This window comes from Kitasatospora sp. NPDC057198 (assembly GCF_042670125.1).
In the GTDB taxonomy this organism is placed as follows: Bacteria; Actinomycetota; Actinomycetes; order Streptomycetales; family Streptomycetaceae; genus Kitasatospora.
Map to the genome: position 1 here is coordinate 1 of NZ_JBHUWH010000089.1, position 21,996 is coordinate 21,996.

The following is a 21,996-nucleotide window of genomic DNA, read 5'->3' on the forward strand; positions in this document are numbered from 1 at the left end:
GGAACGCGTTTGCCACCGCCGCCGCGAACCGCCAGGGTGGGTGCCGTGCCGGGGCGCCGCCAAGGCCGCCGCGCCCGCCGCCGAGGCCGCTCCGGCCGAGGAGCCGGGCGAGTCCGCGGCCCCGCCGCGGGCGGCCCGCCGGGCCCGCACCGCTGCGGCCACCGAGCCGCAGCCGCAGGCGCAGATCGAGATCCCGGTGCAGGCCGCCGCCGAGACCGCGGCCGCCGCCGCCCGCGCCGAGCGCCCGCGCCGCCGGGCCACCGCCGCGGCCGGCGCCCCGACCGCCGAGGCCGGCACCGCCACCGTCACCGAGCAGGCCCCCGCCGAGGCCCAGCGCCCGGCCGCCGCCGAGGGCGAGGCCCGCACCGAGCGCCGCGAGCGCCAGGGCCGCCGCGAGCGCACCGAGCGCACCGAGCGCACGGAGGCCCCCGCGGCCGAGGGCGACGGCGAGGTGCGCGAGTCCCGCCGGGACCGCCGCAACCGCCGCGAGCGCGACCGCACCGACCGCCAGCAGGGCGGCGGCCAGCAGCAGGACGGCGGCCAGGGCCGCCAGCAGAACCAGCAGCAGGGCGGCGCCCAGCAGCAGGGCGGCGGCAACGCCCACCAGCAGCAGGGCGGTTACGACGACGACGAGTTCGGCGACGGCCGGCGCGGCCGCCGCGGCCGCTACCGCGACCGCCGGGGCCGCCGCCGCGAGGGCTTCGAGGGCACCGGCGGCCCCGAGGTCCCGCTGAGCGACGACGACGTCCTGATCCCGGTCGCGGGCATCCTGGACATCCTCGACAACTACGCCTTCGTCCGGACCTCGGGCTACCTGCCCGGCCAGAACGACGTCTACGTCTCGCTGGCCCAGGTCCGCAAGCACGGCCTGCGCAAGGGCGACGCCATCACCGGCGCGGTCCGCCAGCCCAAGGACGGCGAGCGCCGCGAGAAGTTCAACGCCATGGTGCGGCTGGACTCCGTCAACGGCATGGACCCGGACAGCGGCCGCGGCCGCCCCGAGTTCGGCAAGCTGACCCCGCTGTACCCGCAGGAGCGGCTGCGCCTGGAGACCGACCCGGGCGTGCTGACCACCCGGATCATCGACCTGGTGTCGCCGATCGGCAAGGGCCAGCGCGGTCTGATCGTGGCCCCGCCGAAGACCGGCAAGACCATGATCATGCAGGCGATCGCCAACGCGATCACCCACAACAACCCCGAGTGCCACCTGATGGTCGTCCTGGTGGACGAGCGTCCGGAAGAGGTCACCGACATGCAGCGGTCGGTGAAGGGCGAGGTCATCTCCTCGACCTTCGACCGCCCGGCCGAGGACCACACCACCGTCGCCGAGCTCGCCATCGAGCGCGCCAAGCGCCTGGTGGAGCTGGGCCACGACGTGGTGATCCTGCTGGACTCCATCACCCGCCTGGGCCGCGCCTACAACCTGGCCGCGCCCGCCTCCGGCCGCATCCTGTCCGGTGGTGTCGACTCGACCGCGCTGTACCCGCCGAAGAAGTTCTTCGGCGCCGCGCGCAACATCGAGAACGGCGGCTCGCTGACCATCCTCGCCACCGCGCTGGTCGACACCGGCTCCCGGATGGACGAGGTGATCTTCGAGGAGTTCAAGGGCACCGGCAACATGGAGCTCAAGCTCGACCGGAAGCTCTCCGACAAGCGCATCTTCCCCTCCGTCGACGTGGACGCCTCCGGCACCCGCAAGGAGGAGATCCTGCTCGGCCACGAGGAGCTGGCCATCACCTGGAAGCTCCGCCGGGTCCTGCACGCGCTGGACTCGCAGCAGGCGATCGAACTGCTGCTGGACAAGATGAAGCAGACCAAGTCGAACGCCGAGTTCCTGATGCAGATCGCCAAGAACACCCCGGGTTCGGGCGACTGACCCCGGTAGCGTCCGACCGGAGACCCCGTACCGCCGCGAGGCGGTGCGGGGTCTCCCGCTTTCCCGCCCCGCACCGGAGAGCGGTCGCCGTCCGGGCGTGTCGCTTATGCTCGAAAGGTCGCGTTCAGGGCGAGAAGAGGCGATATGGCCGAGGACACCAAGCACCGCACCGCGCGCCGCCGCGGCCCGCGGGTCGCGCTGTTCGTGCTGGCCGGACTCGTCCTGGTCGGTGCCGGGCTGGGCGGCGCCGCCTACTGGAAGCTGAACGGGAACATCCGCGGCGTCGACATCTCCGGCCAGCTGGGCACCGCCCGGCCGCCCGCCTCCACCGGCGGGGCGTTCAACGTGCTGGTGCTGGGCTCCGACTCGCGCTCCGGCGCCAACGGCGGCCTGGCCGGCGGCGACACCGGCGACAGCGCCCGCTCGGACACCGCGATGGTGGTGCACGTCAACCAGGCGCACACCGCCGCCTCGGTGGTCTCCATACCGCGCGACACCCTGGTGCCGCGCCCGGCCTGCACGGACGCCGACGGCAAGCAGGTCGCCGCCGCCCGCAGCGCGATGTTCAACTCCGCGTACGAGGTCGGCGGCCCGGCCTGCGCGGTGAAGACCGCCGAGCAGCTCACCGGGATGCGGATGGACCACTTCGTCGAGGTGGACTTCGCGGGCTTCGCCGGGCTGATCGACGCGATCGGCGGGGTGGACGTCACCACCACGGTGCCGATCGACGACAAGGACAGCGGGCTGCACCTGGACGCCGGCACCCACCACCTCGGCGGGGACCGGGCGCTGGCCTTCGTCCGCACCAGGCACGGCATCGGCGACGGCAGCGACCTGGGCCGGATCGAGCTGCAGAAGGAGATGGTCAGGGCGATGCTCGGGCAGGTCGGCTCGCTCGGCCTGGCCTCCGACCCGGTGGCGATGTGGAAGCTCGGCGACAAGCTGACCAGCGCGCTGACCACCGACTCCGACCTGGCCTCGGTGAGCGCGCTGGTCGGCATGGCGCAGACCGTCAAGAAGATCGGCCCCGACCAGCTCACCATGGTCACCCTCCCGGTGGTGTACGCGGTCAGCGACCCCAACCGGGTGGTCCCCAAGGCGCCGGACGCCCAGCAGCTGTGGACGGCGCTGCGCGGCGACCGGTCGGTGCCGCAGTCGGTGCTCCAGGACCAGCCGACCAACCCGGCGCAGACCTCCCCGTCCGACGCCGCGACCGGCACCTGGTCCGGCACCCCCTCCCGGACCCCCACCGGCACTCCTGCCGGCACTCCCACCGGCACCCCCACCGGGAGCGCGCGGGCGACCGCGGTGGACGGGGGAGCGGAATAGCCGGGTCCGCCTCCCGGTTTGGGAAGATGCGGGCAGTGCTGGCACACTGGTCCGTCGGTCCCGGTTCACGAGCGGCTGTCCAGCCCGCCGACCCGGTGCCCTCCCGATCAGCTAGGAGAATCCCTTGAAGTCCAACGTTCACCCGGACTACGTGCTCACCAAGGTGACCTGCACCTGTGGCAACGAGTTCACCACTCGTTCGACCGAGACCAGCGGCGAGATCCGCGCCGAGGTCTGCTCGAACTGCCACCCGTTCTACACGGGCAAGCAGAAGATCCTCGACACCGGTGGCCGCGTGGCCCGCTTCGAGGCGCGCTTCGGCAAGAAGCTCTCCGGCGGCAAGGCCTAGCGCTTCCACGGCGCCGGTCTCGGACGTCCCCGTGCTCGTGCACGGAGGCGTCCGGGCCGGCGCCGTTCGCGTCCCGTCCCTCCGCACGCCCCCACGCCCCTCCCCGGCACACTCACGGAAGTAGGACAGACCGATGTTCGAGGCAGTCGAAGAGCTCCTCGTCGAGCACGCCGACCTCGAGAAGAGGCTGGCCGACCCGTCGGTGCACGCCGACCAGGCGAACGCCCGCAAGCTGGCCAAGCGCTACGCCGAGCTGACCCCGATCACCCGGACGTACCTGGCCTGGCGGCAGGCCGGCGAGGACATCGCCGCCGCGCGCGAACTCGCCGCCGAGGACCCCGACTTCATCGCCGAGGCGAAGGCGTCCGAGGCCCGGCAGGAGGAGCTGACCGAGGAGCTGCGGCTGCTGCTGGTGCCGCGCGACCCCAACGACGACAAGGACGTCATCCTGGAGGTCAAGGCGGGCGAGGGCGGCGAGGAGTCCGCGCTGTTCGCCGGCGACCTGCTGCGGATGTACCTGCGCTACGCGGAGCGGCTCGGCTGGAAGACCGAGATCATCGACGCCAACGAGTCCGACCTGGGCGGCTACAAGGACGTCTCGGTGGCCGTGAAGACGCGCGGCGCCACCGAGCCCGGACAGGGCGTCTGGGCCCGGCTGAAGTACGAGGGCGGCGTGCACCGGGTGCAGCGGGTGCCCGCGACCGAGTCGCAGGGCCGGATCCACACCTCCGCCGCGGGCGTGCTGGTCACCCCGGAGGCCGAGGAGGTCGAGGTGGAGATCCACGCCAACGACCTGCGGATCGACGTCTACCGCTCCTCCGGTCCGGGCGGCCAGTCGGTCAACACCACCGACTCCGCGGTCCGGATCACCCACCTGCCGACCGGCATCGTGGCGTCCTGCCAGAACGAGAAGAGCCAGCTCCAGAACAAGGAGCAGGCGATGCGCATCCTGCGCTCGCGGCTGCTGGCCGCCGCGCAGGAGGAGGCCGAGCGGGAGGCGTCCGACGCCCGCCGCAGCCAGGTGCGCACGGTGGACCGCTCCGAGCGGATCCGGACGTACAACTTCCCGGAGAACCGGATCTCCGACCACCGCACCGGCTTCAAGTCGTACAACCTGGACCAGGTGCTGGACGGCGAGCTGAACGCGGTCATCCAGTCCTGCGTGGACGCCGACGCCGCGGCCAAGCTGGCCGCCGCCCAGGAGAACTGAGCCGGGGCGGGCGCCTCGCCCCGGCCGGTGCCGGTCACCTATGCTCCGGCGTGGGCCGCGCCGCACCGCCGATGCCCGCGCCGCACCGCCGACGCCCGCACCCCCCACCGCTCCCGCCGTCCGGCGGGGCCGTCAGACAGACCCAGAGGGACCGAGGGATGAACCTGCTGCTCGCCGAGGTGGCCCAGGCCACCCAGCGCCTGGCCGCGGCCGGCGTGCCCTCGCCGCGCTTCGACGCGGAGGAGCTGGCGGCCCACGTCCACGGGGTGAAGCGCAGCCAGCTGCACACCGTGCCGGACGGCGACTTCGACGCCCGCTACTGGGAGGCGGTCTCCCGCCGCGAGCAGCGCGAGCCGCTGCAGCACATCACCGGGCGGGCGTTCTTCCGCTACCTCGAACTGGCGGTCGGCCCCGGGGTGTTCGTCCCCCGGCCGGAGACCGAGTCGGTGGTCGAGTGGGCGATAGACGCCGTCCGCGCGATGGACGTGGCCGAGCCGCTGGTGGTCGACCTGTGCACCGGCTCCGGGGCGATCGCGCTCGCCCTGGCCCAGGAGCTGCCCCGCTCCACCGTGCACGCCTTCGAACTCGACGAGGGCGCCCTCGCCTACACCCGCCGCAACGTCGAGGCCAGCCCCGACCGGGCCCGGGTCCACCTGCACCAGGGCGACGCCACCACGGCCTTCGCCGACGACCGCGGCTGGGACGGCCGGTTCGACCTGGTGATCAGCAACCCGCCGTACATCCCGCTCACCGAGTGGGAGTACGTCGCCCCCGAGGCCCGCGACCACGACCCGCAGATGTCGCTGTTCTCCGGCGAGGACGGGCTGGACACCATCCGCGGCATCGAGCGGGTCGCCGCCCGGCTGCTGCGGCCCGGCGGCGCGGTGGTGATCGAGCACGCGGACACCCAGGGCGGGCAGGTCCCGTGGATCTTCCGCGAGGAGGGCGGCTGGACGGACGCGGCCGACCACCGGGACCTCAACAACCGGCCTCGCTTCACAACAGCGCGTCGCGCTTCGCTCTAGTACTGCCTGCTGTACGCACCACTGACACCACCGGAAGGGGATTGTTCCGATGAGCCGCCGATACGACTGCTCCGAGGCCCAGGACCGCGCGAGCGGGCTGCGTGAGGCCGCCACGGCGATCCGCCGGGGGGAACTGGTGGTGGTGCCGACCGACACCGTGTACGGGATCGCGGCGGACGCCTTCTCGCCGGACGCGGTCGGCGCGCTGCTGGCGGCCAAGGGCCGGGGCCGGAACATGCCCTCGCCGGTGCTGGTCGGCTCGCCGACCACGCTGCACGGGCTGGTCACCGACTTCTCCGAGCAGGCGTGGGAGCTGGTGGACGCGTTCTGGCCGGGCGGCCTGACCCTGGTGGCCCGCCACCAGCCGTCGCTGCGCTGGGACCTGGGCGAGACCCGGGGCACCGTCGCGGTCCGGATGCCGCTGCACCCGGTCGTGCTGGAGCTGCTGAACGCCACCGGCCCGCTCGCGGTCTCCTCCGGCAACAAGACCGGCGGCCCGTCCCCGTCCACCTGCGACGAGGCCCAGGCGCAGCTCGGCGACGCGGTGTCGATCTACCTGGACGGCGGGACGGCCGACTACGGCACGCCCTCCACCATCGTCGACGTCACCGGCAAGGTGCCGGTGGTGCTGCGGGCGGGCGCGATCAGCGTCGAGCAGCTGAGGGAGGTCGTTCCGGACGTGGAGGCCGGCAGTTGACCGCCGCCGCCCCGTCGTACGGAGCGGGGAGCGCCCTGAGCCCCTTCACGGAGCCGGGGCCGCTCCCGCTGGACACCTTCCGGATCCTGTTCGTCTGCACCGGCAACATCTGCCGCTCCCCGATCGCCGAGCGGCTGACCCGGCTTGAGCTGGACTCCCGGCTGGGCGTGCGCACCGGCCGCCGGATCGTGGTGGAGAGCGCCGGGACGTGGGGCCACGAGGGGGCCCCGATGGAGGCGCACGCGGCGACGGTGCTCGGCGAGTACGGCGCGGACAGCGCCGGCTTCGCGGGCCGGGAGCTGCTGGACGAGCACGTGATCGACGCCGACCTGGTGCTGACCGCGACCCTGGACCACCGGGCCCAGGTCATCTCGATGGGGCACTCGGCGGGTCTGCGCACCTTCACCATCAAGGAGTTCACCCGTCTGGTGCAAAGGGTCGACCCGCGCACCCTGCCGGACCCCAGGGACGGCGCGCGGCTGACCGAACGCGCCCGCGCGCTGGTCCGCTCGGCCGCCGCCCTGCGGGGCTGGCTGCTGGCCTCCGTGCCCGAGTTCGACGAGCTGAGGGACCCGTACGGGGCCCCGATCGGGATGTTCCGCAACTGCGGCGAGGAGATATTCGACGCGCTGGACCCGGTGGTGACCGCACTGACCGGTGTGGCCCGCTGAGTTGAGCGCCCTCCACTAAAGTTTCCGTGGGGGATTTGTGAAGACTGCGTGCGCAGGCGGTGGTGGCAACCGGAAAGGCGCAAGCCCGCGTGTGCGGGCGGGCCGGGCGGCGGAGGCCGACCTAGGCTGGAAAAACCTGCCCGCCCCGCAGCCTGGAGCCGCACCATGACGGTCGCCGACGCCCCATCCGTCCCCCGGGAGGCCGCCGAGGCCCTGCGCACGGCCGACCCGCTGATCGCCGACCTGCTCACCGCCGAGGCCGAACGCCGGGCCGGGAGCCTGCAACTGCTCGCCGGGGAGAACCTGGCCACCCCCGCCGTGCTGGCCGCGCTGGCCGGCCCGCTGGCCGACAAGTACGCCGAGGGCTACCCCGGCCACCGGCACCACACCGGCTGCGCGCCCGCCGACACCGTGGAGCTGCTGGCGATCGACCGGGCCCGCGAACTGTTCGCCGCCCCGCACGCCAACGTCCAACCCAGGTCCGGGACTTCGGCGATGCTGGCGGCCTACGCGGCGCTGCTGCGGCCGGGCGACGCGGTGCTCGCGATGTCGCTGGAGCACGGCGGCCACCTGAGCGCCGGCTCGCGGGCCAACTTCTCCGGCCGCTGGTTCCGCTTCCACGGCTACGGGGTGCGCCCCGACGACGGCCGGATCGACCTCGACCGGGTCCGCGAACTGGCCCGCGAGCACCGCCCGAAGGCGATCGTGGCGGGCGGCATCTCCTACCCGCGGCACATCGACTGGGCCGCCTTCCGGGAGATCGCCGACGAGGTGGACGCCTACCTGATCGCCGCGGCCGGGCAGACCGCCGGGCTGGTCGCGGCCGGCGCCGCGCCCTCCCCGGTGCCGCACGCGGACGTCACGGTGGCCGCCACCCACAAGATGCTGCGCGGCCCGCGCGGCGGCCTGCTGCTGTGCACCGCCGAACTGGCCGACCGGATCGACCGGGCGGTCTTCCCGTTCAGCCAGGGCGGGGCGGCGATGAACGAGGTGGCCGCCAAGGCGGTCGCGCTGGCCCAGGCCGCCACCCCCGCCCACACCGGCTACGTCCGCCGGGCGGTCTCCGGGGCGCGGGCGCTGGCCGCCGCGCTGGCCGCGGCCGGGGCCGAGCCGCTCACCGGCGGCACCGACACCCACCTGGTGACCGCCTCGGTCGCCCCGCTCGGGCTGAGCGGCGTGGAGGCCGAACGCCGCTGCGCCGCCGCCGGGCTGATGCTGGGCCGGTGCGCCCTTCCGTACGACCAGGCGCCGCCCACCGAGACCTCCGGGATCCGGCTGGGCACCGGGGCCTGCGCGGCCCAGGGGATGGGGGAGCAGGAGCTCGCCGAGGTCGGCGCCCTGCTCGGCCGGGTGCTCGCCGGGGAGCCGGTGGAACCGGTGCGGGCCCGGGTCCGGGAGCTGGCCGGGGCGTTCGCCGGGCGCCGCTGAGGGGGCGGGCACCCGCCCCGGTGCCCGTTCGGGAGAACCGCGATGCGGGCGCCCGGCGTCGGAGTCAATAAGGTGTGCTCCGTGGCGACGCACCTCGAACCCCGAACCAGCACGGGAGTACCCTGCGTACTCATCCGTCCGAGCGCGACCGTGGAGGCCGGTGGTGCGTGAGTATCTGCTGGTCATGTTCGTCTCGGCGGCGGTGACCTACCTGCTGGTCAGTCCGGTGCGCAAGTTCGCGATCGCGGCGGGCGCGATGCCCGCCGTCCGGGCGCGCGACGTGCACCGCGAGCCCACCCCGCGGCTCGGCGGCATCGCGATGTTCGGCGGCCTGCTGGCCGGCCTGCTGGCGGCCTCCCAACTCTCCGGCCTGGGGCGGATGTTCGTGCAGAGCGCGGACATCAAGGCGCTGCTCTCCGGGGCCGGGATCATGTTCGTGCTGGGCGTCCTGGACGACAAGTGGGGCGTGGACGCGCTGGTGAAGCTCGGCGGGCAGATGATCGCCGCCGGCGTGATGGTCTGGCAGGGCATCACGGTCATCGCCATCCCGGTGCCCGGCTACGGCTCCGTCCCGGTCACCCCGACCCAGGGCATGCTGATCTCGGTCGTGCTGGTCGTCGTCATGGTCAACGCGGTGAACTTCATCGACGGCCTGGACGGCCTGGCGGCCGGCATGGTCTGCATCGCCGCGATGGCCTTCTTCCTGTACTCGTACCGGCTCTGGCTCGGCTACGGGATCAACGACGCCGCGCCCGCCGCGCTGTTCACCGCCGTGCTGATCGGCATGTGCCTGGGCTTCCTGCCGCACAACCTGCACCCGGCGCGGATCTTCATGGGCGACTCCGGCTCGATGATGCTCGGCCTGATGCTGGCCGTCGCGGCGATCTCCATCACCGGCCGGGTCGACCCCGACCTGATCGTCGAGCAGGTCGGCTCGAAGACCACCGCGGTGCACGCCCTGGTGCCGATCTACATCCCGCTGATCCTGCCGCTGACGGTGATCGCGCTGCCGCTGGCCGACCTGCTGCTGGCCGTGGTGCGCCGCACCTGGGCGGGCAAGTCGCCGTTCGCGGCGGACAAGCAGCACCTGCACCACCGGCTGCTGGAGGTCGGGCACTCGCACAGCCGGGCCGTGCTGATCATGTACTTCTGGGCCGCGCTGATCGCCTTCGGCACCGTCGCGGTGTCGGTCACCAACACCGGCCGCGCGGTGATCCTGTCGATGGCGGGCCTGTGCCTGGTCGGCCTCGCGGTGCTGCTGATGCCGCGCTTCAAGCCGCGCGCGCCCAAGGCCGTCCAGCCCTTCGTGCCGCCCCGCTACCGGGACGACGAAGCGGCCGGCGCCGCGGACGAGCGGAACGCGGACGCGGACGCGGCCGAGCGGAGCGCGGACGAGGTGCCCGCGATGGCCGAGCTGTCGGCCGAGGACAAGGCCCTGCTGGGGCGGATGGGCACCGGGGCGACGGCGGTCGGGCAGCGCGGCGACCAGCACTCCTGACGGGAGGTCAACTCCGGCTGGTCCGTTCGGCGGCACCCGTTCGGAGGCACTTGTGGGCCCATCGTGTGACAGGTACCACACGTTCATGGTAAAGCTCTCATCAAATAGTTTGTGATACCGTTCACGAGTACCGAGAACACGCCGAAAGACCTGACAGGTGGAGGACTTCCGTCCCCGGTCGGTCTCCCTCGACGGGCCCGCCCTTCAACCGGCTGCCCGCGGCGAGGTCCTCGCACCCCCGTGTCTCCGTCCCCCGTTTCCGACATGCCGCCGGAGTTGCCGACATGCCGTCCCACGACGCCCGGATCCTCCGTGGCGCCGCAATTCCCACTGCGGTCGCCGGAGTGGTCGCCATGGCGATCTCCTTCGTCGTCGCCGGAGGGAAGGGTCTGCTCGGCGCCCTGCTCGCGACGGTGGTCGTGATCGCCTTCTTCGGTGCCGGCCAGCTCGCGCTCGCCCGGCTCGGCCGGAACAACCCGCAGATGCTCATGGCCAGCGCGATGCTGGTCTACACCACGCAGATCCTGGTGATCGGCGTCCTGCTCGCGGTGGCCAAGCACCTCACCTTCTTCGACCACAGGGTCTTCGGCTTCTCGCTGCTCGCCCTCGTGATCATCTGGATGGGCTTCCAGGTCCGCGGCTGGCTCAAGGCCAAGACCTTCTACGTGGAACCCGACGGCAAGCCGAAATCTGGGCGTCAACCGTGAGCGGGGCATACCGTCCCCCTCGCGAGGGGGGCGGTGTTTATGCCCTCCTGACGGACTGCTATCGTCCGTCCCAACGGCGGAGTACGGGAAGCGGCCAGGTCCCTCCGAGAATCGGACGGATCGCCCCCCGGCTCCACGAAGCTTTCGAAGATCCCGCGGTGGGGATATGCGCCGCGCCGGGTCAGCGAGAAATCCGACAAGTTCCAGTGCCGCACCGTGGCCCCCGGTCACGCCGACACACCGAGGTTGCCGTAACCATGCGTCAGAACGAAGGAGTCTGTGGTGGGTGCTGACGTCCAGCTCGCCTCCGAGGCCAGTTGCCACCTTTTCTCCGGCTGCGGCTTCCCGGCCCCCGGTCTCGGCGAGTTCCAGTTCAAGCCGATCTTCACGGTCGCCGGCGTCGAGTTCACCAAGCCGATGCTGCTGGCGATCATCTGCGCGCTGCTGGTGGTCGGGTTCTTCTGGGCGGCGTTCGCGAAGCCGAAGCTGCTTCCCGGCAAGTTCCAGCTGGTCGGCGAGATCGGGTACGACTTCGTCAAGCGGAGCATCGTGCTGGAGACCATCGGCAAAAAGGGCGAGAAGTACGTCCCGATGCTGGTCTCGATGTTCTTCTTCGTGTGGATCATGAACATCATGTCCATCATCCCGTTCGCCCAGTTCCCGGTGATGTCGCGGATCGCGTACCCGGTCGGACTGGCGGCGATCGTGTGGGTCACCTACATGGGGCTGACCTTCAAGAAGCACGGTTTCGTCGGCGGCATGAAGAACCTCTGCTGGCCGTCGGGCATCCCGGGCTGGGTCATGGTCATCCTGGTGCCGATCGAGTTCTTCTCGAACATCTTCGTGCGCCCCTTCACCCTCGCGGTCCGAGCCTTCGCCAACATGTTCGCCGGTCACCTGCTGATCGTCGTCTTCTCGGTGGCCTCGTGGTACCTGCTCAGCCCCACCATCGGCGCCCTGTACGGCTCGGTGTCCTTCGTGGTGGCCGCCGGTCTGACCGCCTTCGAGCTGCTGGTGCAGTTCCTGCAGGCGTACATCTTCGTGATGCTCGCCAGCAGCTACATCGCCGGTGCCCTGGAAGAGGCGCACTGAGCCCCGCGGCCCCGGCCGCGCCCTGAACTCCCGGTGGCCAACACCCACCGGTAACCCATCCCCGCAAAGGATTAGCTGAGATGTCCGCTCTCGCTGAAGGTGTCCACGGTTCCGTCGCTTCCATCGGCTACGGCCTCGCCGCGATCGGCCCCGGCATCGGCGTCGGTCTGATCTTCGGTAACGGCGTGCAGGCGATGGCCCGTCAGCCCGAGGCTGCCGGCCTGATCCGCTCGAACATGTTCATCGGCTTCGCGCTGACCGAGGCCCTCGCCCTGATCGGCATCGTCATGCCGTTCGTCTACGGCCAGTGAGCCAGGCGCACCGGTAGTCACTTCCGACGAAAGGTTCTGATATGGCCCCCGAGGTTCTCCTCGCGGCAGAAGAGAAGATGAACCCTCTTCTCCCCGCGTGGCCCGAGGTCATCATCGGCCTGCTCTGCTTCTTCATCGTCTTCGGCATCCTCGGCAAGAAGCTCCTCCCCAGCATCGAGAAGGTGCTGGGGGAGCGCCGCGACGCCATCGAAGGCGGCATGAAGCGCGCGGAGACCGCTCAGGCCGAGGCCCAGGCCCTGCTGGAGCAGTACCGCGCCGAGCTCGCCGAGGCGCGCCACGAGGCCGCTCGGATCACCGAGCACGCCCGTGAGCAGGGCGCTGTCCTGATCAACGAGATGCGCGAGGAGGGCCAGCGCCAGCGCGAGGCCATCGTCGCCGCCGGCCACGCCCAGATCGAGGCCGACAAGAAGCAGGCGACCGCGGTCCTTCGCCAGGACGTCGGCTCGCTGGCCTCCCAGCTGGCCTCCCGCATCGTCGGCGAGTCGCTGGAGGACCACGCCCGCCAGAGCGGTGTCATCGACCGCTTCCTGGACGAGCTCGAGTCCAAGGCCGCTGCTGCCCAGGGTGCGTCCAAGTGATCGGCGCGAGCCGTGAGGCACTCGCCGCCGGCCGCGAGAACCTGGAGAGCCTGACCGACAACACCTCGGTGGACGCGGCCAAGCTCGCCGAGGAACTCGCCGCCGTCACCGCGCTGCTGGACCGCGAGGTCTCGCTGCGCCGCGTCCTGACCGACCCCGCGCGGTCCGGTCAGGACAAGGCCCGGCTGGTCGCCTCGCTGCTGAACGGCCAGGTCTCCGGCGAGAGCGTCGACCTGGTCTCCGGCCTGGTCCGCTCGCGCTGGTCGGGCCCGCGCGACCTGGTCGACGCGGTCGAGGAACTCGCCGCGTACGCCGAGGTCATCGCCGCCGACAAGGCGGGTGCGCTGGACGACGTCGAGGACGAGCTGTTCCGCTTCGGCCGGGTGGTGGCGGGTTCGCACGAGCTGCGCGCCGCGCTGACCGAGCCGAAGGCCGACGCCGCAGCCAAGGCGGGGTTGGTCCGCAAGCTCCTCGGCGGCCGCGCCAACGCGGGCACCGTCCGCCTGGTCACCAGCCTGGTCACCAACCCGCGTGGCCGTAGCCTGGAAGGTGGCCTGGAGTCCTACTCCAAGCTCGCCGCCTCCCGGCGGGGCCGCGTGGTGGCCCTGGTCACCAGCGCGATCCCGCTGTCGGACGTCCAGAAGCAGCGCCTCGCCGCCGCCCTGGCCGGCCTGTACGGCCGGCAGGTCCACCTGAACATCGACGTGGACCCGACGGTCCAGGGCGGTGTCCGGGTCCAGATCGGCGACGAGATCATCGACGGCACCGTCGCGAGCCGCCTCGAGGGCGCGCGCCAGGGCCTCGAAGGCTGAGCACCAGCACTATCCGACCCTCGGTCGGGCGTCGGTCCACACCAGGTGGGCCGGCAAAACGTACGGCCGGTTCACCCGACCCGGCCGAGAGTCGAGCACTTGCGGCCCTCAATGGCGGGCCGAGGATCGCAAACTAGGAGAGCAGGGAAGCCTGATGGCGGAGCTTACGATCCGTCCGGAGGAGATCCGGGACGCGCTGGCCGACTTTGTCCAGTCGTACCAGCCGGACGCGGCCTCGCGTGAAGAGGTCGGCACGGTCACCGAGGCCATGGACGGTATCGCCAAGGTCGAGGGTCTGCCCTCGGTCATGGCCAACGAGCTGCTGAAGTTCGAGGACGGCACCCTCGGCCTCGCGCTGAACCTCGACACCCGCGAGATCGGTGTCGTCGTCCTCGGTGAGTTCTCGGGCATCGAAGAGGGCCAGACGGTGCAGCGCACCGGCGAGGTCCTCTCCGTCCCGGTCGGCGACGGCTACCTCGGCCGCGTCGTGGACCCGCTGGGCAACCCGATCGACGGCCTGGGCGAGATCACGGCCACCGGCCGCCGCGCCCTGGAGCTGCAGGCCCCCGGCGTCATGGCCCGCAAGTCGGTCAAGCAGCCGCTGCAGACCGGCATCAAGGCCATCGACGCGATGACCCCGATCGGCCGCGGCCAGCGCCAGCTGATCATCGGTGACCGCCAGACCGGCAAGACCGCCGTCGCCGTCGACACGATCATCAACCAGCGCGACAACTGGCGCTCGGGCGACCCGGAGAAGCAGGTCCGCTGCATCTACGTCGCCGTGGGCCAGAAGGGCTCCACCATCGCGTCCGTCCGCGGCGCCCTGGAGGAGGCCGGCGCGCTGGAGTACACCACCATCGTGGCCGCTCCCGCCTCCGACCCGGCCGGCTTCAAGTACCTCGCCCCGTACACCGGTTCGGCCATCGGCCAGGAGTGGATGTACGACGGCAAGCACGTCCTCATCGTCTTCGACGACCTGTCGAAGCAGGCCGAGGCGTACCGTTCCGTCTCCCTGCTGCTGCGCCGCCCGCCGGGCCGCGAGGCGTACCCGGGTGACGTCTTCTACCTGCACTCCCGCCTGCTGGAGCGCTGCGCCAAGCTGAACGACGCCCTCGGCGGCGGCTCGATGACCGGTCTGCCGATCATCGAGACCAAGGCCAACGACGTCTCGGCGTACATCCCGACCAACGTCATCTCGATCACCGACGGCCAGTGCTTCCTGGAGTCCGACCTGTTCAACGCCGGCATCCGCCCGGCCGTGAACGTCGGCATCTCGGTCTCCCGCGTCGGTGGCTCCGCCCAGATCAAGGCCATGCGCTCGGTCGCCGGCCGCCTGCGCCTCGACCTCGCCCAGTACCGCGAGCTGGAGGCGTTCGCCGCCTTCGGTTCCGACCTGGACGCGGCCTCGAAGGCCCAGCTGGAGCGCGGTGCCCGCATGGTCGAGCTGCTCAAGCAGGGCCAGTACCAGCCGTTCCCGGTCGAGGAGCAGGTCGTCTCCATCTGGGCCGGCACCACCGGCCAGCTGGACGACGTCCCGGTGGCGGACATCCGCCGCTTCGAGCGCGAGTTCCTGGACAACGTCCGCCTGGAGCACAAGGGCATCCTGGCCGGCATCGTCGAGACCGGCCTGCTGGAGCAGGGCACGATCGACGCGCTGACCGCCGCGATCACGTCCTTCAAGCAGGGCTTCACCACGGCTGACGGCAAGCTGCTCTCCGAGCAGGCCTGAGTCCGGTAGCGAGGGAAAGGACGTAACGACCCATGGGAGCACAGCTTCGGGTCTACAAGCGCCGCATCCGCTCCGTCACCGCGACGAAGAAGATCACCAAGGCGATGGAGATGATCTCCGCGTCGCGCATCGTCAAGGCGCAGCGCGCGGTGGCCGCCTCCACTCCGTACGCCGACGAGCTCACCCGCGCGGTGACCGCGGTGGCCACCCGGTCCACCGCGAAGCACCCGCTGACCACCGAGAACCCGAACGCCTCGCGCGCCGCCGTCCTGCTGATCACGGCGGACCGCGGCCTGGCGGGCGGCTACTCGACCAACGCCATCAAGCAGTCGCTGGCGCTCGCCGCCCGCCTCCGCGAAGAGGGCAAGGAAGTGGTCACGTACATCGTCGGCCGCAAGGGCGTGGGCTACTACGGCTTCCGCAACCTGGCGGTGGCGAACTCCTGGACCGGCTTCTCCGACAAGCCGACCTACGGGGACGCCAAGACGGTCGCGGCGGACCTGATCGCGGCCTTCACCGCGGAGAGCGGCGGCGTGGACGAGCTGCACCTGGTGTCGACCGAGTTCGTGTCGATGCTGACGCAGAACGCCGTGGACGCCCGCCTGCTGCCGCTGAAGCTCGACGAGGTCGAGCTGAGCGACGGGGCGCCGGCCAAGAACCAGATCTTCCCGCTGTACGACTTCGAACCGTCGGCGGAGGGCGTCCTGGACGCGCTGCTGCCGCGGTACGTCGAGAGCCGGATCTACAACGCGCTGCTGCAGTCGGCTGCCTCCGAGCACGCCGCCCGCCGCCGCGCCATGAAGAGCGCGACGGACAACGCCGGCGAGCTCATCAAGTCGCTGACGCGGCTTGCCAACTCGGCCCGTCAGGCCGAGATCACCCAGGAAATCAGCGAGATCGTGGGCGGCGCGAACGCGCTGGCCGACGCTAGCGCGGGGAGCGAATGAGTATGACCACCACTGTTGAGCCGACCACGGCGACGGGCCGCGTCGCGCGGGTCATCGGCCCGGTCGTCGACGTGGAGTTCCCCGTCGACGCCATTCCGGACATGTTCAACGCCCTGCACGTCGAGGTGGACAACCCCGACGGCTCGGGCAAGAAGACCCTGACCCTCGAGGTCGCCCAGCACCTCGGCGACGGCCTGGTCCGCGGCATCTCGATGCAGCCGACCGACGGCCTGGTCCGCGGTTCGCAGGTCACCGACACCGGTGCGGCGATCTCCGTCCCGGTCGGCCAGATCACCAAGGGCAAGGTGTTCAACGCCCTCGGCGAGGTGCTGAACGTCGACAAGGCCGAGTTCGAGTCCCAGGTGCAGGTCAAGTGGCCGATCCACCGCAAGGCCCCGAACTTCTCCGAGCTCGAGTCGAAGACCGAGATGTTCGAGACCGGCATCAAGGTCATCGACCTGCTCACCCCGTACGTGCAGGGCGGCAAGATCGGTCTGTTCGGTGGTGCCGGTGTCGGCAAGACCGTTCTGATCCAGGAGATGATCTACCGCGTCGCCGAGAACTTCGGTGGTGTGTCGGTGTTCGCCGGTGTCGGCGAGCGCACCCGTGAGGGCAACGACCTCATCGACGAGATGGTCGACTCGGGCGTCCTGGACAAGACCGCGCTGGTCTTCGGCCAGATGGACGAGCCCCCGGGCACCCGTCTGCGCGTCGCGCTCTCCGCGCTGACCATGGCGGAGTACTTCCGCGACGTCGAGAAGCAGGACGTGCTCCTCTTCATCGACAACATCTTCCGGTTCACCCAGGCCGGTTCCGAGGTGTCGACCCTGCTCGGCCGCATGCCCTCCGCGGTGGGCTACCAGCCGAACCTGGCCGACGAGATGGGCCTCCTGCAGGAGCGCATCACCTCGACCCGCGGTCACTCGATCACCTCGATGCAGGCGATCTACGTCCCCGCGGACGACCTGACCGACCCGGCGCCGGCCACCACCTTCGCCCACCTGGACGCGACCACCGTTCTGTCGCGCCCGATCTCGGAGAAGGGCATCTACCCGGCCGTCGACCCGCTGGACTCCACGTCCCGCATCCTCGACCCGCGGTACATCACCACGCTGCACTACGACACCGCGGTGCGCATCAAGGGGATCCTGCAGAAGTACAAGGACCTCCAGGACATCATCGCGATCCTCGGCATCGACGAGCTGTCCGAGGAGGACAAGGTCACGGTGCAGCGGGCCCGCCGCATCGAGCGCTTCCTCTCGCAGAACACCTACGTGGCGAAGCAGTTCACCGGCGTCGACGGCTCGACCGTTCCGCTGTCGGAGACCATCGAGGCGTTCAACGCGATCGCGGACGGCAAGTACGACCACGTCCCGGAGCAGGCCTTCTTCATGTGCGGTGGCATCGACGACCTCGAGCGCAACGCCGCCGAGCTGCTGAAGAAGTAACCGCCAGGCCGGTTGCACGGCAGACCGAACCGTTGAGGGGTGGTCCCCGGCTCTCCGTCGGGGGCCACCCCTCACCGCTGGATCTGCTGTGATCCCGGTCATTTACGCGGTCTTGGTTTCGTCCCGGGGCCGCGTGACCGTTATTCTTACCGAAACTGCCGAGATCGCCGCCCGTTCGCCCGGGTGCCCGAGGACCGGCAAGAGCCAAGGAGCCCACGTTGGCTGAGCTGCACGTCGAGCTGGTCGCAGCCGACCGCAAGGTGTGGTCCGGTGCGGCCACCATCGTTGTCGCCCGTACGGCCTCCGGTGACACCGGCATCATGCCGGGCCACACCCCGGTGCTGAGCGTGCTGGAGACCGGTCCGGTCACCATCCGCACCACCGACCAGGGGACGGTCGTCGCCGCGGTGCACGGCGGTTTCATCTCGTTCGCCGACAACAAGCTGTCGATCCTCGCCGAGATCGCCGAGCTGGCCGACGAGATCGACGTCGCCCGCGCCGAGCGCGCCCTGGAGAACGCCCGCGCCGACACGGACTCGCACGCCGAGCGCCGCGCCGAGGTCCGCCTGCTCGCCGCCGGCGGGCTCAAGGCGAGCCACTGAGCCTGATCTCGACGACGGTCCCGGGGACGCCTGGAGCGTGACCCCGGGACCGTCGCATCAGTTGGTAGGAACGGGCGGTCGTGCGTCGACCGCCACGGGGACGAAGGCAGCGAGGAGGTAGGTGAGCATGGTCCTCGCCCTTGTGCTGTGCGCGGTGGTGGTGGTGGTCCTCGGCATCGCCGGGCTGGTCGGCTTCGCGGTGCGCCGCCGCCTCATCCAGCGGGTGGGCGGCACCTTCGACTGCTCCTACCGCCTCAAAATGCCGGCCGACGCCTCCACGCAGCCGGATCTCGACGAGAACGGCCGACCCACCTCCGCCCCGGTCCCGCAGACCGACGGCAAGGGGTGGGTTTTTGGTATCGGCCGCTACAGCGGCGACTCGATCGAGTGGTTCCGGGTCTTCTCCTACGCGCCCCGGCCGCGCCGGGTGCTGCCGCGCACCGAGATCGAGGTGCTGGGCCGCCGCTACCCGCAGGGCCAGGAGGAACTCGCCCTGCTGTCCGGCTCGGTGGTGCTGCGCTGCCTGCACAGGGGCGCCCCGCTGGAGCTGGCGATGAGCGACGACGCGCTGACCGGCTTCCTGGCCTGGCTGGAGGCGGCGCCCCCCGGACAGAGGGTCAACGTCGCGTGATGTTCGGCTCAGTGAGCTGTCGTTAACACCGCTCGGCGTGCCCGCTAGGCTGCGGGCATGGTGAACCTGACGCGCATCTACACCCGGACCGGGGACGACGGCACGACCGCGCTCGGCGACATGAGCCGGACCACGAAGACCGACCCCCGGCTGATCGCGTACGCGGACACCAACGAGGCCAACGCGGCGCTCGGCGTGGCACTGGCCGCCGGGCAGTTGGACGACGAGCTGGCCGCGGTGCTGACCCGGATCCAGAACGACCTGTTCGACGTCGGCGCGGACCTGGCCACCCCGATCGTCGAGGACCCGAAGTACCCGCCGCTGCGGGTCGAGCAGTCGTACGTGGACCGGCTGGAGGCCGACTGCGACCGGTTCCTGGCGGAGCTGGAGAAGCTGCGCAGCTTCATCCTGCCCGGCGGGACGCCCGGCGCGGCGTACCTGCACCTGGCGTGCACGGTGGTGCGGCGGGCCGAGCGGGCGACCTGGGCGGCGATCGAGGCGCACGGGGAGAGCGTCAACCCGCTGACCGCCAAGTACCTCAACCGGCTGTCCGACCTGCTGTTCATCCTGGCCCGCACCGCCAACAAGGAGCGCGGCGACGTGCTGTGGGTGCCCGGCGAGAACCGCTGACGCAGATCACACCCCCTCCGGCACAGATCACACCGCCGGACCGCACCACGGCGGGCGCGCTCCCACTAGAGTCCGGCGAGAGCGCCGCCGCTCCCGCGGGCGGTCCGCACCGCCCGGTGCGGGGCGTTCTGGGCGGCCGGGTGAGTTTGCTCACGGTCCGCCCCGCAGACGGGTGATTTGGGCGGTAATCGAGCGTAGGTGTGAGGTGATCCTGCGTATATTCCCTCGGACGGGTGAAGTTGAGGGACAGTCCGGCGGGTGACAGCAACCTGCGGAACTGGTTCGCCGTCAGATTCAGGAAGGGGCCGGTGCGCGGACACGGCCCCGCGGGGCGCGGACGTTCCCCGAGGTGCGAGCGGCGCCGTGGAGCGGACGTACGGCGGACGGCCGAGGAGGAGGACAGCATGCGCATCACCGGCGACCACGCCGAACTGGCCATCGAAGGGCGGCTCGACGTGCGCAGCGCCGCCGACGCCAGGGCGCTGCTGCACGCCGCCGTCGACGGCGGCGAGGGGGACCTCGTCCTCGACCTCGGACGCCTGGAGTTCTGGGACGCCACCGGACTCGGCGTCATCATGGGCACCCACCGCCGGGCCGGCCGGGTCGGCCGCCGGCTGGTCCTGCGGGACGTGCCGGTGCAGCTGCAGCGCCTGCTGGTCGCCACCCGGCTGCACCGGATCCTCGCGGTCGAGGGTGCCGTACCGGACCCCTGCGGGACGGGCCTCCCCGCGCTCGGCTAGCCGGGCGGCCCGAGTCCGGCGCTTCGTGTGCGGACCGGCTAGGCGCCGGAACCACCCCTGTGTGGTGACCCGCTCCGCCCGTGTGGGAAAGTCTCCGCTCAGGTGTCCGAGTGGCGGGGAGCAGCGACGTGGGTCAGCCGAGCGGGGAGTTCCGGGGGGACGGGGTCCGTCCGCGGAGCGGGGAACTGGTCAGCGGGGAACGGTTGGTGGTGGTCGGCGGGCCCGAGGGCTCGGAGGCCCGGCACTGCCCGGACGAGTGGATGCCCCAGCCCCGGCGGATCCGCGGCCTGGTGCAGGCCCGGCCCGAACTCGGCCCCAGCCCGGCCGTGGGCCCGCTCGCCCTCGGCTCCGGCCCGGCCGACCTGCGGCTGCTGGACCGCGAGGCCGACATCGAGGCCCTGGTCGAGCAGCTCCGCGCGGGCCGCTCGGTCCAACTCGTCGGCCAGGCCGGCTCGGGCCGCTCCGCACTGCTCGCCGCCGTCGCCGAAGCGGCCGCCGAACTCGCCCCGGACGGCGTGGTGCGGCTCAGCGGCTACCGCCGGAGCGTCCCCGACCTGCTGCAGGAGCTCTTCTCCGTCACCCACCAGGCCCCCGACTTCCGGCCCGACCGGGAACAGCTCGCCGAACTGCTGGCCGGCGTCGCCGCGGTCGTCGTGATCGACGACGTCGAACCGGGCGGCGAGGAGCTGGAGGAACTGCTCGCCCTCGCCCCCGAGTGCGCCTTCCTGATCGCCGCCGCCCCCGGCAGCCCGCCGCCCGTACCCGGCTCGCGGCTGCGCGACCACCTGGTCGCCGGCCTGTCCCGCCCCGCCTGCCTGACCCTCGCCGCCCGGCTCGCCGGCCGCCCGCTCGACGAGGCCGAACGGGCCTGGGCGGTCGACCTGTGGTTCGAGTCCGAGGGCCTGCCGCTGCGCTTCGTCCGGGCCGCCGCCCTGCTGCGCCAGCGCGACGTCACGGTCGACGCCCTGGTCGCCGCCCAGGAGGAGCGCCGCAGCCTGTTCGGAACCGTCCAGGAGTACGAACTGCCCCGGGACCCGGCCGAGTTGGAACGCGAACTGCGCCGACAGGTGCCGCTGCCCTCGGTCGGGGAGAGCGCCGCGCCCGCCCGCCGCCTGGTGCAGGGGCTGAGCGAATCCGCCCGGCTGGTGCTGCGGCTCGCCCTCGCCCTCGACGGCGAGTGCCCGACCGCCCCGCACCTGCCCGCGCTGATCGACGTCGGACTCGGCGAGAGCGCCCTGCAGGAACTCGTCGACGCCGGACTCGCCGTCTCGGTCGGCGGCCACCACCGCCTCACCGAAGGCGTCCTGGACGCGCTGCTGCCCGAGGTCGAGGACGACAGCAACGGCCTGCCCGCCCCGTTCGCCCCCGGCGGGATCGCCCACGGCGCCGCCGAACACCTCGCCTGGTGGGTCGGGCACGCCTCGGTGTCGACCCGTCAGGTCGCCGCCGAGGCCGAGGTGATCCTCGCCGTGCTGCTCGCCGAACGGGACGCCGACCGCCCCGAGGAAGTGCTCCGGCTCGCCCGGACCGCCGCCCCCGCGCTCGCCCTGTCGCTGCGCTGGGGCGCCTGGGAACGCGCCCTGCAACTCGGACTGGAGGCCGCCAGGATGCTCGGCGCCACCGCCGAACAGGGCTGGTTCCACCACGAGCTGGGCGTGTACGCGC

At 71.7% G+C, this 21,996-nt stretch carries 21 protein-coding genes and 1 pseudogene; all 22 read left to right on the forward strand.

The window, feature by feature from the left end; all coding sequences use genetic code 11:
* On the forward strand, positions 1-1,876 hold a 1,876-nt coding region (rho, locus tag ACFUEL_RS13405; protein WP_380236301.1), incomplete at its 5' end, for a transcription termination factor Rho.
* 144 nt (positions 1,877-2,020) lie between these two features.
* Positions 2,021-3,205: an LCP family protein gene (locus ACFUEL_RS13410; RefSeq protein ID WP_380236303.1), complete on the forward strand. Its 1,185-nt coding sequence runs from the start codon at positions 2,021-2,023 to the stop codon at positions 3,203-3,205.
* A gap of 124 nt (positions 3,206-3,329) precedes the next feature.
* Positions 3,330-3,554 (forward strand): 50S ribosomal protein L31, encoded by a 225-nt coding sequence (rpmE, locus tag ACFUEL_RS13415; protein WP_014138082.1) that lies wholly within the window; start codon positions 3,330-3,332, stop codon positions 3,552-3,554.
* 133 nt (positions 3,555-3,687) lie between these two features.
* A complete protein-coding gene (gene prfA / locus ACFUEL_RS13420) occupies positions 3,688-4,764 on the forward strand; it encodes a peptide chain release factor 1 (RefSeq protein WP_380236305.1) in 1,077 nt (358 codons plus the stop codon).
* A gap of 158 nt (positions 4,765-4,922) precedes the next feature.
* A complete protein-coding gene (prmC, locus tag ACFUEL_RS13425; RefSeq protein WP_380236308.1) occupies positions 4,923-5,789 on the forward strand; it encodes a peptide chain release factor N(5)-glutamine methyltransferase in 867 nt (288 codons plus the stop codon).
* Between the two features lie 49 nt (positions 5,790-5,838).
* The gene (locus ACFUEL_RS13430) at positions 5,839-6,486 is read left to right on the forward strand and encodes an L-threonylcarbamoyladenylate synthase (RefSeq protein ID WP_380236309.1); all 648 of its coding nucleotides are present in this window, start codon (positions 5,839-5,841) and stop codon (positions 6,484-6,486) included.
* Positions 6,487-6,521: 35 nt separating this feature from the next.
* Positions 6,522-7,157 (forward strand): protein-tyrosine-phosphatase, encoded by a 636-nt coding sequence (locus tag ACFUEL_RS13435; protein ID WP_380236326.1) that lies wholly within the window; start codon positions 6,522-6,524, stop codon positions 7,155-7,157.
* A gap of 165 nt (positions 7,158-7,322) precedes the next feature.
* The gene (glyA, locus tag ACFUEL_RS13440; protein ID WP_380236311.1) at positions 7,323-8,585 is read left to right on the forward strand and encodes a serine hydroxymethyltransferase; all 1,263 of its coding nucleotides are present in this window, start codon (positions 7,323-7,325) and stop codon (positions 8,583-8,585) included.
* A 163-nt stretch (positions 8,586-8,748) separates the two neighbouring features.
* On the forward strand, positions 8,749-10,083 hold the full coding sequence (locus ACFUEL_RS13445; RefSeq protein ID WP_380236312.1) for a glycosyltransferase family 4 protein: 1,335 nt from the start codon (positions 8,749-8,751) through the stop codon (positions 10,081-10,083).
* A 353-nt stretch (positions 10,084-10,436) separates the two neighbouring features.
* Positions 10,437-10,790, forward strand: a complete 354-nt coding sequence (locus ACFUEL_RS13450; protein ID WP_380236314.1) for a hypothetical protein — start codon at positions 10,437-10,439, stop codon at positions 10,788-10,790.
* Positions 10,791-11,072: 282 nt separating this feature from the next.
* Positions 11,073-11,882 (forward strand): F0F1 ATP synthase subunit A, encoded by an 810-nt coding sequence (gene atpB, locus ACFUEL_RS13455; protein WP_380236315.1) that lies wholly within the window; start codon positions 11,073-11,075, stop codon positions 11,880-11,882.
* Between the two features lie 80 nt (positions 11,883-11,962).
* Positions 11,963-12,193, forward strand: coding sequence for an ATP synthase F0 subunit C (atpE, locus tag ACFUEL_RS13460; RefSeq protein ID WP_285734887.1), 231 nt, complete (start codon positions 11,963-11,965; stop codon positions 12,191-12,193).
* Positions 12,194-12,234: 41 nt separating this feature from the next.
* Positions 12,235-12,792 carry a F0F1 ATP synthase subunit B gene (locus ACFUEL_RS13465; RefSeq protein ID WP_030457724.1) on the forward strand — a complete coding sequence of 186 codons (558 nt, stop codon included), beginning with the start codon at positions 12,235-12,237 and terminating at the stop codon, positions 12,790-12,792.
* The gene (locus tag ACFUEL_RS13470) at positions 12,789-13,604 is read left to right on the forward strand and encodes a F0F1 ATP synthase subunit delta (protein ID WP_380236316.1); all 816 of its coding nucleotides are present in this window, start codon (positions 12,789-12,791) and stop codon (positions 13,602-13,604) included. The genes ACFUEL_RS13465 and ACFUEL_RS13470 overlap by 4 nt, the downstream gene beginning before the upstream one ends.
* 154 nt (positions 13,605-13,758) lie before the next feature.
* On the forward strand, positions 13,759-15,333 hold the full coding sequence (atpA, locus tag ACFUEL_RS13475; protein ID WP_380236317.1) for a F0F1 ATP synthase subunit alpha: 1,575 nt from the start codon (positions 13,759-13,761) through the stop codon (positions 15,331-15,333).
* 32 nt (positions 15,334-15,365) lie between these two features.
* Positions 15,366-16,280: a F0F1 ATP synthase subunit gamma gene (locus ACFUEL_RS13480; protein WP_380236318.1), complete on the forward strand. Its 915-nt coding sequence runs from the start codon at positions 15,366-15,368 to the stop codon at positions 16,278-16,280.
* A gap of 2 nt (positions 16,281-16,282) precedes the next feature.
* The gene (gene atpD, locus ACFUEL_RS13485) at positions 16,283-17,728 is read left to right on the forward strand and encodes a F0F1 ATP synthase subunit beta (RefSeq protein WP_380236319.1); all 1,446 of its coding nucleotides are present in this window, start codon (positions 16,283-16,285) and stop codon (positions 17,726-17,728) included.
* A 218-nt stretch (positions 17,729-17,946) separates the two neighbouring features.
* Positions 17,947-18,330 (forward strand): F0F1 ATP synthase subunit epsilon, encoded by a 384-nt coding sequence (locus ACFUEL_RS13490; RefSeq protein ID WP_380236321.1) that lies wholly within the window; start codon positions 17,947-17,949, stop codon positions 18,328-18,330.
* A gap of 127 nt (positions 18,331-18,457) precedes the next feature.
* A complete protein-coding gene (locus ACFUEL_RS13495; protein WP_380236322.1) occupies positions 18,458-18,961 on the forward strand; it encodes a DUF2550 domain-containing protein in 504 nt (167 codons plus the stop codon).
* 57 nt (positions 18,962-19,018) lie between these two features.
* Entirely contained in the window at positions 19,019-19,591 is a 573-nt protein-coding gene (locus ACFUEL_RS13500) for a cob(I)yrinic acid a,c-diamide adenosyltransferase (protein ID WP_380236323.1), read from the forward strand.
* A gap of 404 nt (positions 19,592-19,995) precedes the next feature.
* Entirely contained in the window at positions 19,996-20,331 is a 336-nt protein-coding gene (locus ACFUEL_RS13505; RefSeq protein WP_380236324.1) for an STAS domain-containing protein, read from the forward strand.
* A 128-nt stretch (positions 20,332-20,459) separates the two neighbouring features.
* Positions 20,460-21,996 (forward strand): annotated as a pseudogene (locus ACFUEL_RS13510) (ATP-binding protein); the annotation flags it as partial.

Excerpts from the sequence above, each read along its gene's own strand:
- ACFUEL_RS13410 (WP_380236303.1), top strand. The coding sequence starts at position 2,021 with ATGGCCGAGGACACCAAGCACCGCACCGCGCGCCGCCGCGGCCCGCGG.
- prfA (WP_380236305.1), top strand. The coding sequence starts at position 3,688 with ATGTTCGAGGCAGTCGAAGAGCTCCTCGTCGAGCACGCCGACCTCGAG.
- prmC (WP_380236308.1), top strand. The coding sequence starts at position 4,923 with ATGAACCTGCTGCTCGCCGAGGTGGCCCAGGCCACCCAGCGCCTGGCC.
- ACFUEL_RS13430 (WP_380236309.1), top strand. The coding sequence starts at position 5,839 with ATGAGCCGCCGATACGACTGCTCCGAGGCCCAGGACCGCGCGAGCGGG.
- glyA (WP_380236311.1), top strand. The coding sequence starts at position 7,323 with ATGACGGTCGCCGACGCCCCATCCGTCCCCCGGGAGGCCGCCGAGGCC.
- ACFUEL_RS13450 (WP_380236314.1), top strand. The coding sequence starts at position 10,437 with ATGGCGATCTCCTTCGTCGTCGCCGGAGGGAAGGGTCTGCTCGGCGCC.
- atpE (WP_285734887.1), top strand. The coding sequence starts at position 11,963 with ATGTCCGCTCTCGCTGAAGGTGTCCACGGTTCCGTCGCTTCCATCGGC.
- ACFUEL_RS13465 (WP_030457724.1), top strand. The coding sequence starts at position 12,235 with ATGGCCCCCGAGGTTCTCCTCGCGGCAGAAGAGAAGATGAACCCTCTT.
- atpA (WP_380236317.1), top strand. The coding sequence starts at position 13,759 with ATGGCGGAGCTTACGATCCGTCCGGAGGAGATCCGGGACGCGCTGGCC.
- ACFUEL_RS13480 (WP_380236318.1), top strand. The coding sequence starts at position 15,366 with ATGGGAGCACAGCTTCGGGTCTACAAGCGCCGCATCCGCTCCGTCACC.
- atpD (WP_380236319.1), top strand. The coding sequence starts at position 16,283 with ATGACCACCACTGTTGAGCCGACCACGGCGACGGGCCGCGTCGCGCGG.
- ACFUEL_RS13495 (WP_380236322.1), top strand. The coding sequence starts at position 18,458 with ATGGTCCTCGCCCTTGTGCTGTGCGCGGTGGTGGTGGTGGTCCTCGGC.
- ACFUEL_RS13500 (WP_380236323.1), top strand. The coding sequence starts at position 19,019 with ATGGTGAACCTGACGCGCATCTACACCCGGACCGGGGACGACGGCACG.
- ACFUEL_RS13505 (WP_380236324.1), top strand. The coding sequence starts at position 19,996 with ATGCGCATCACCGGCGACCACGCCGAACTGGCCATCGAAGGGCGGCTC.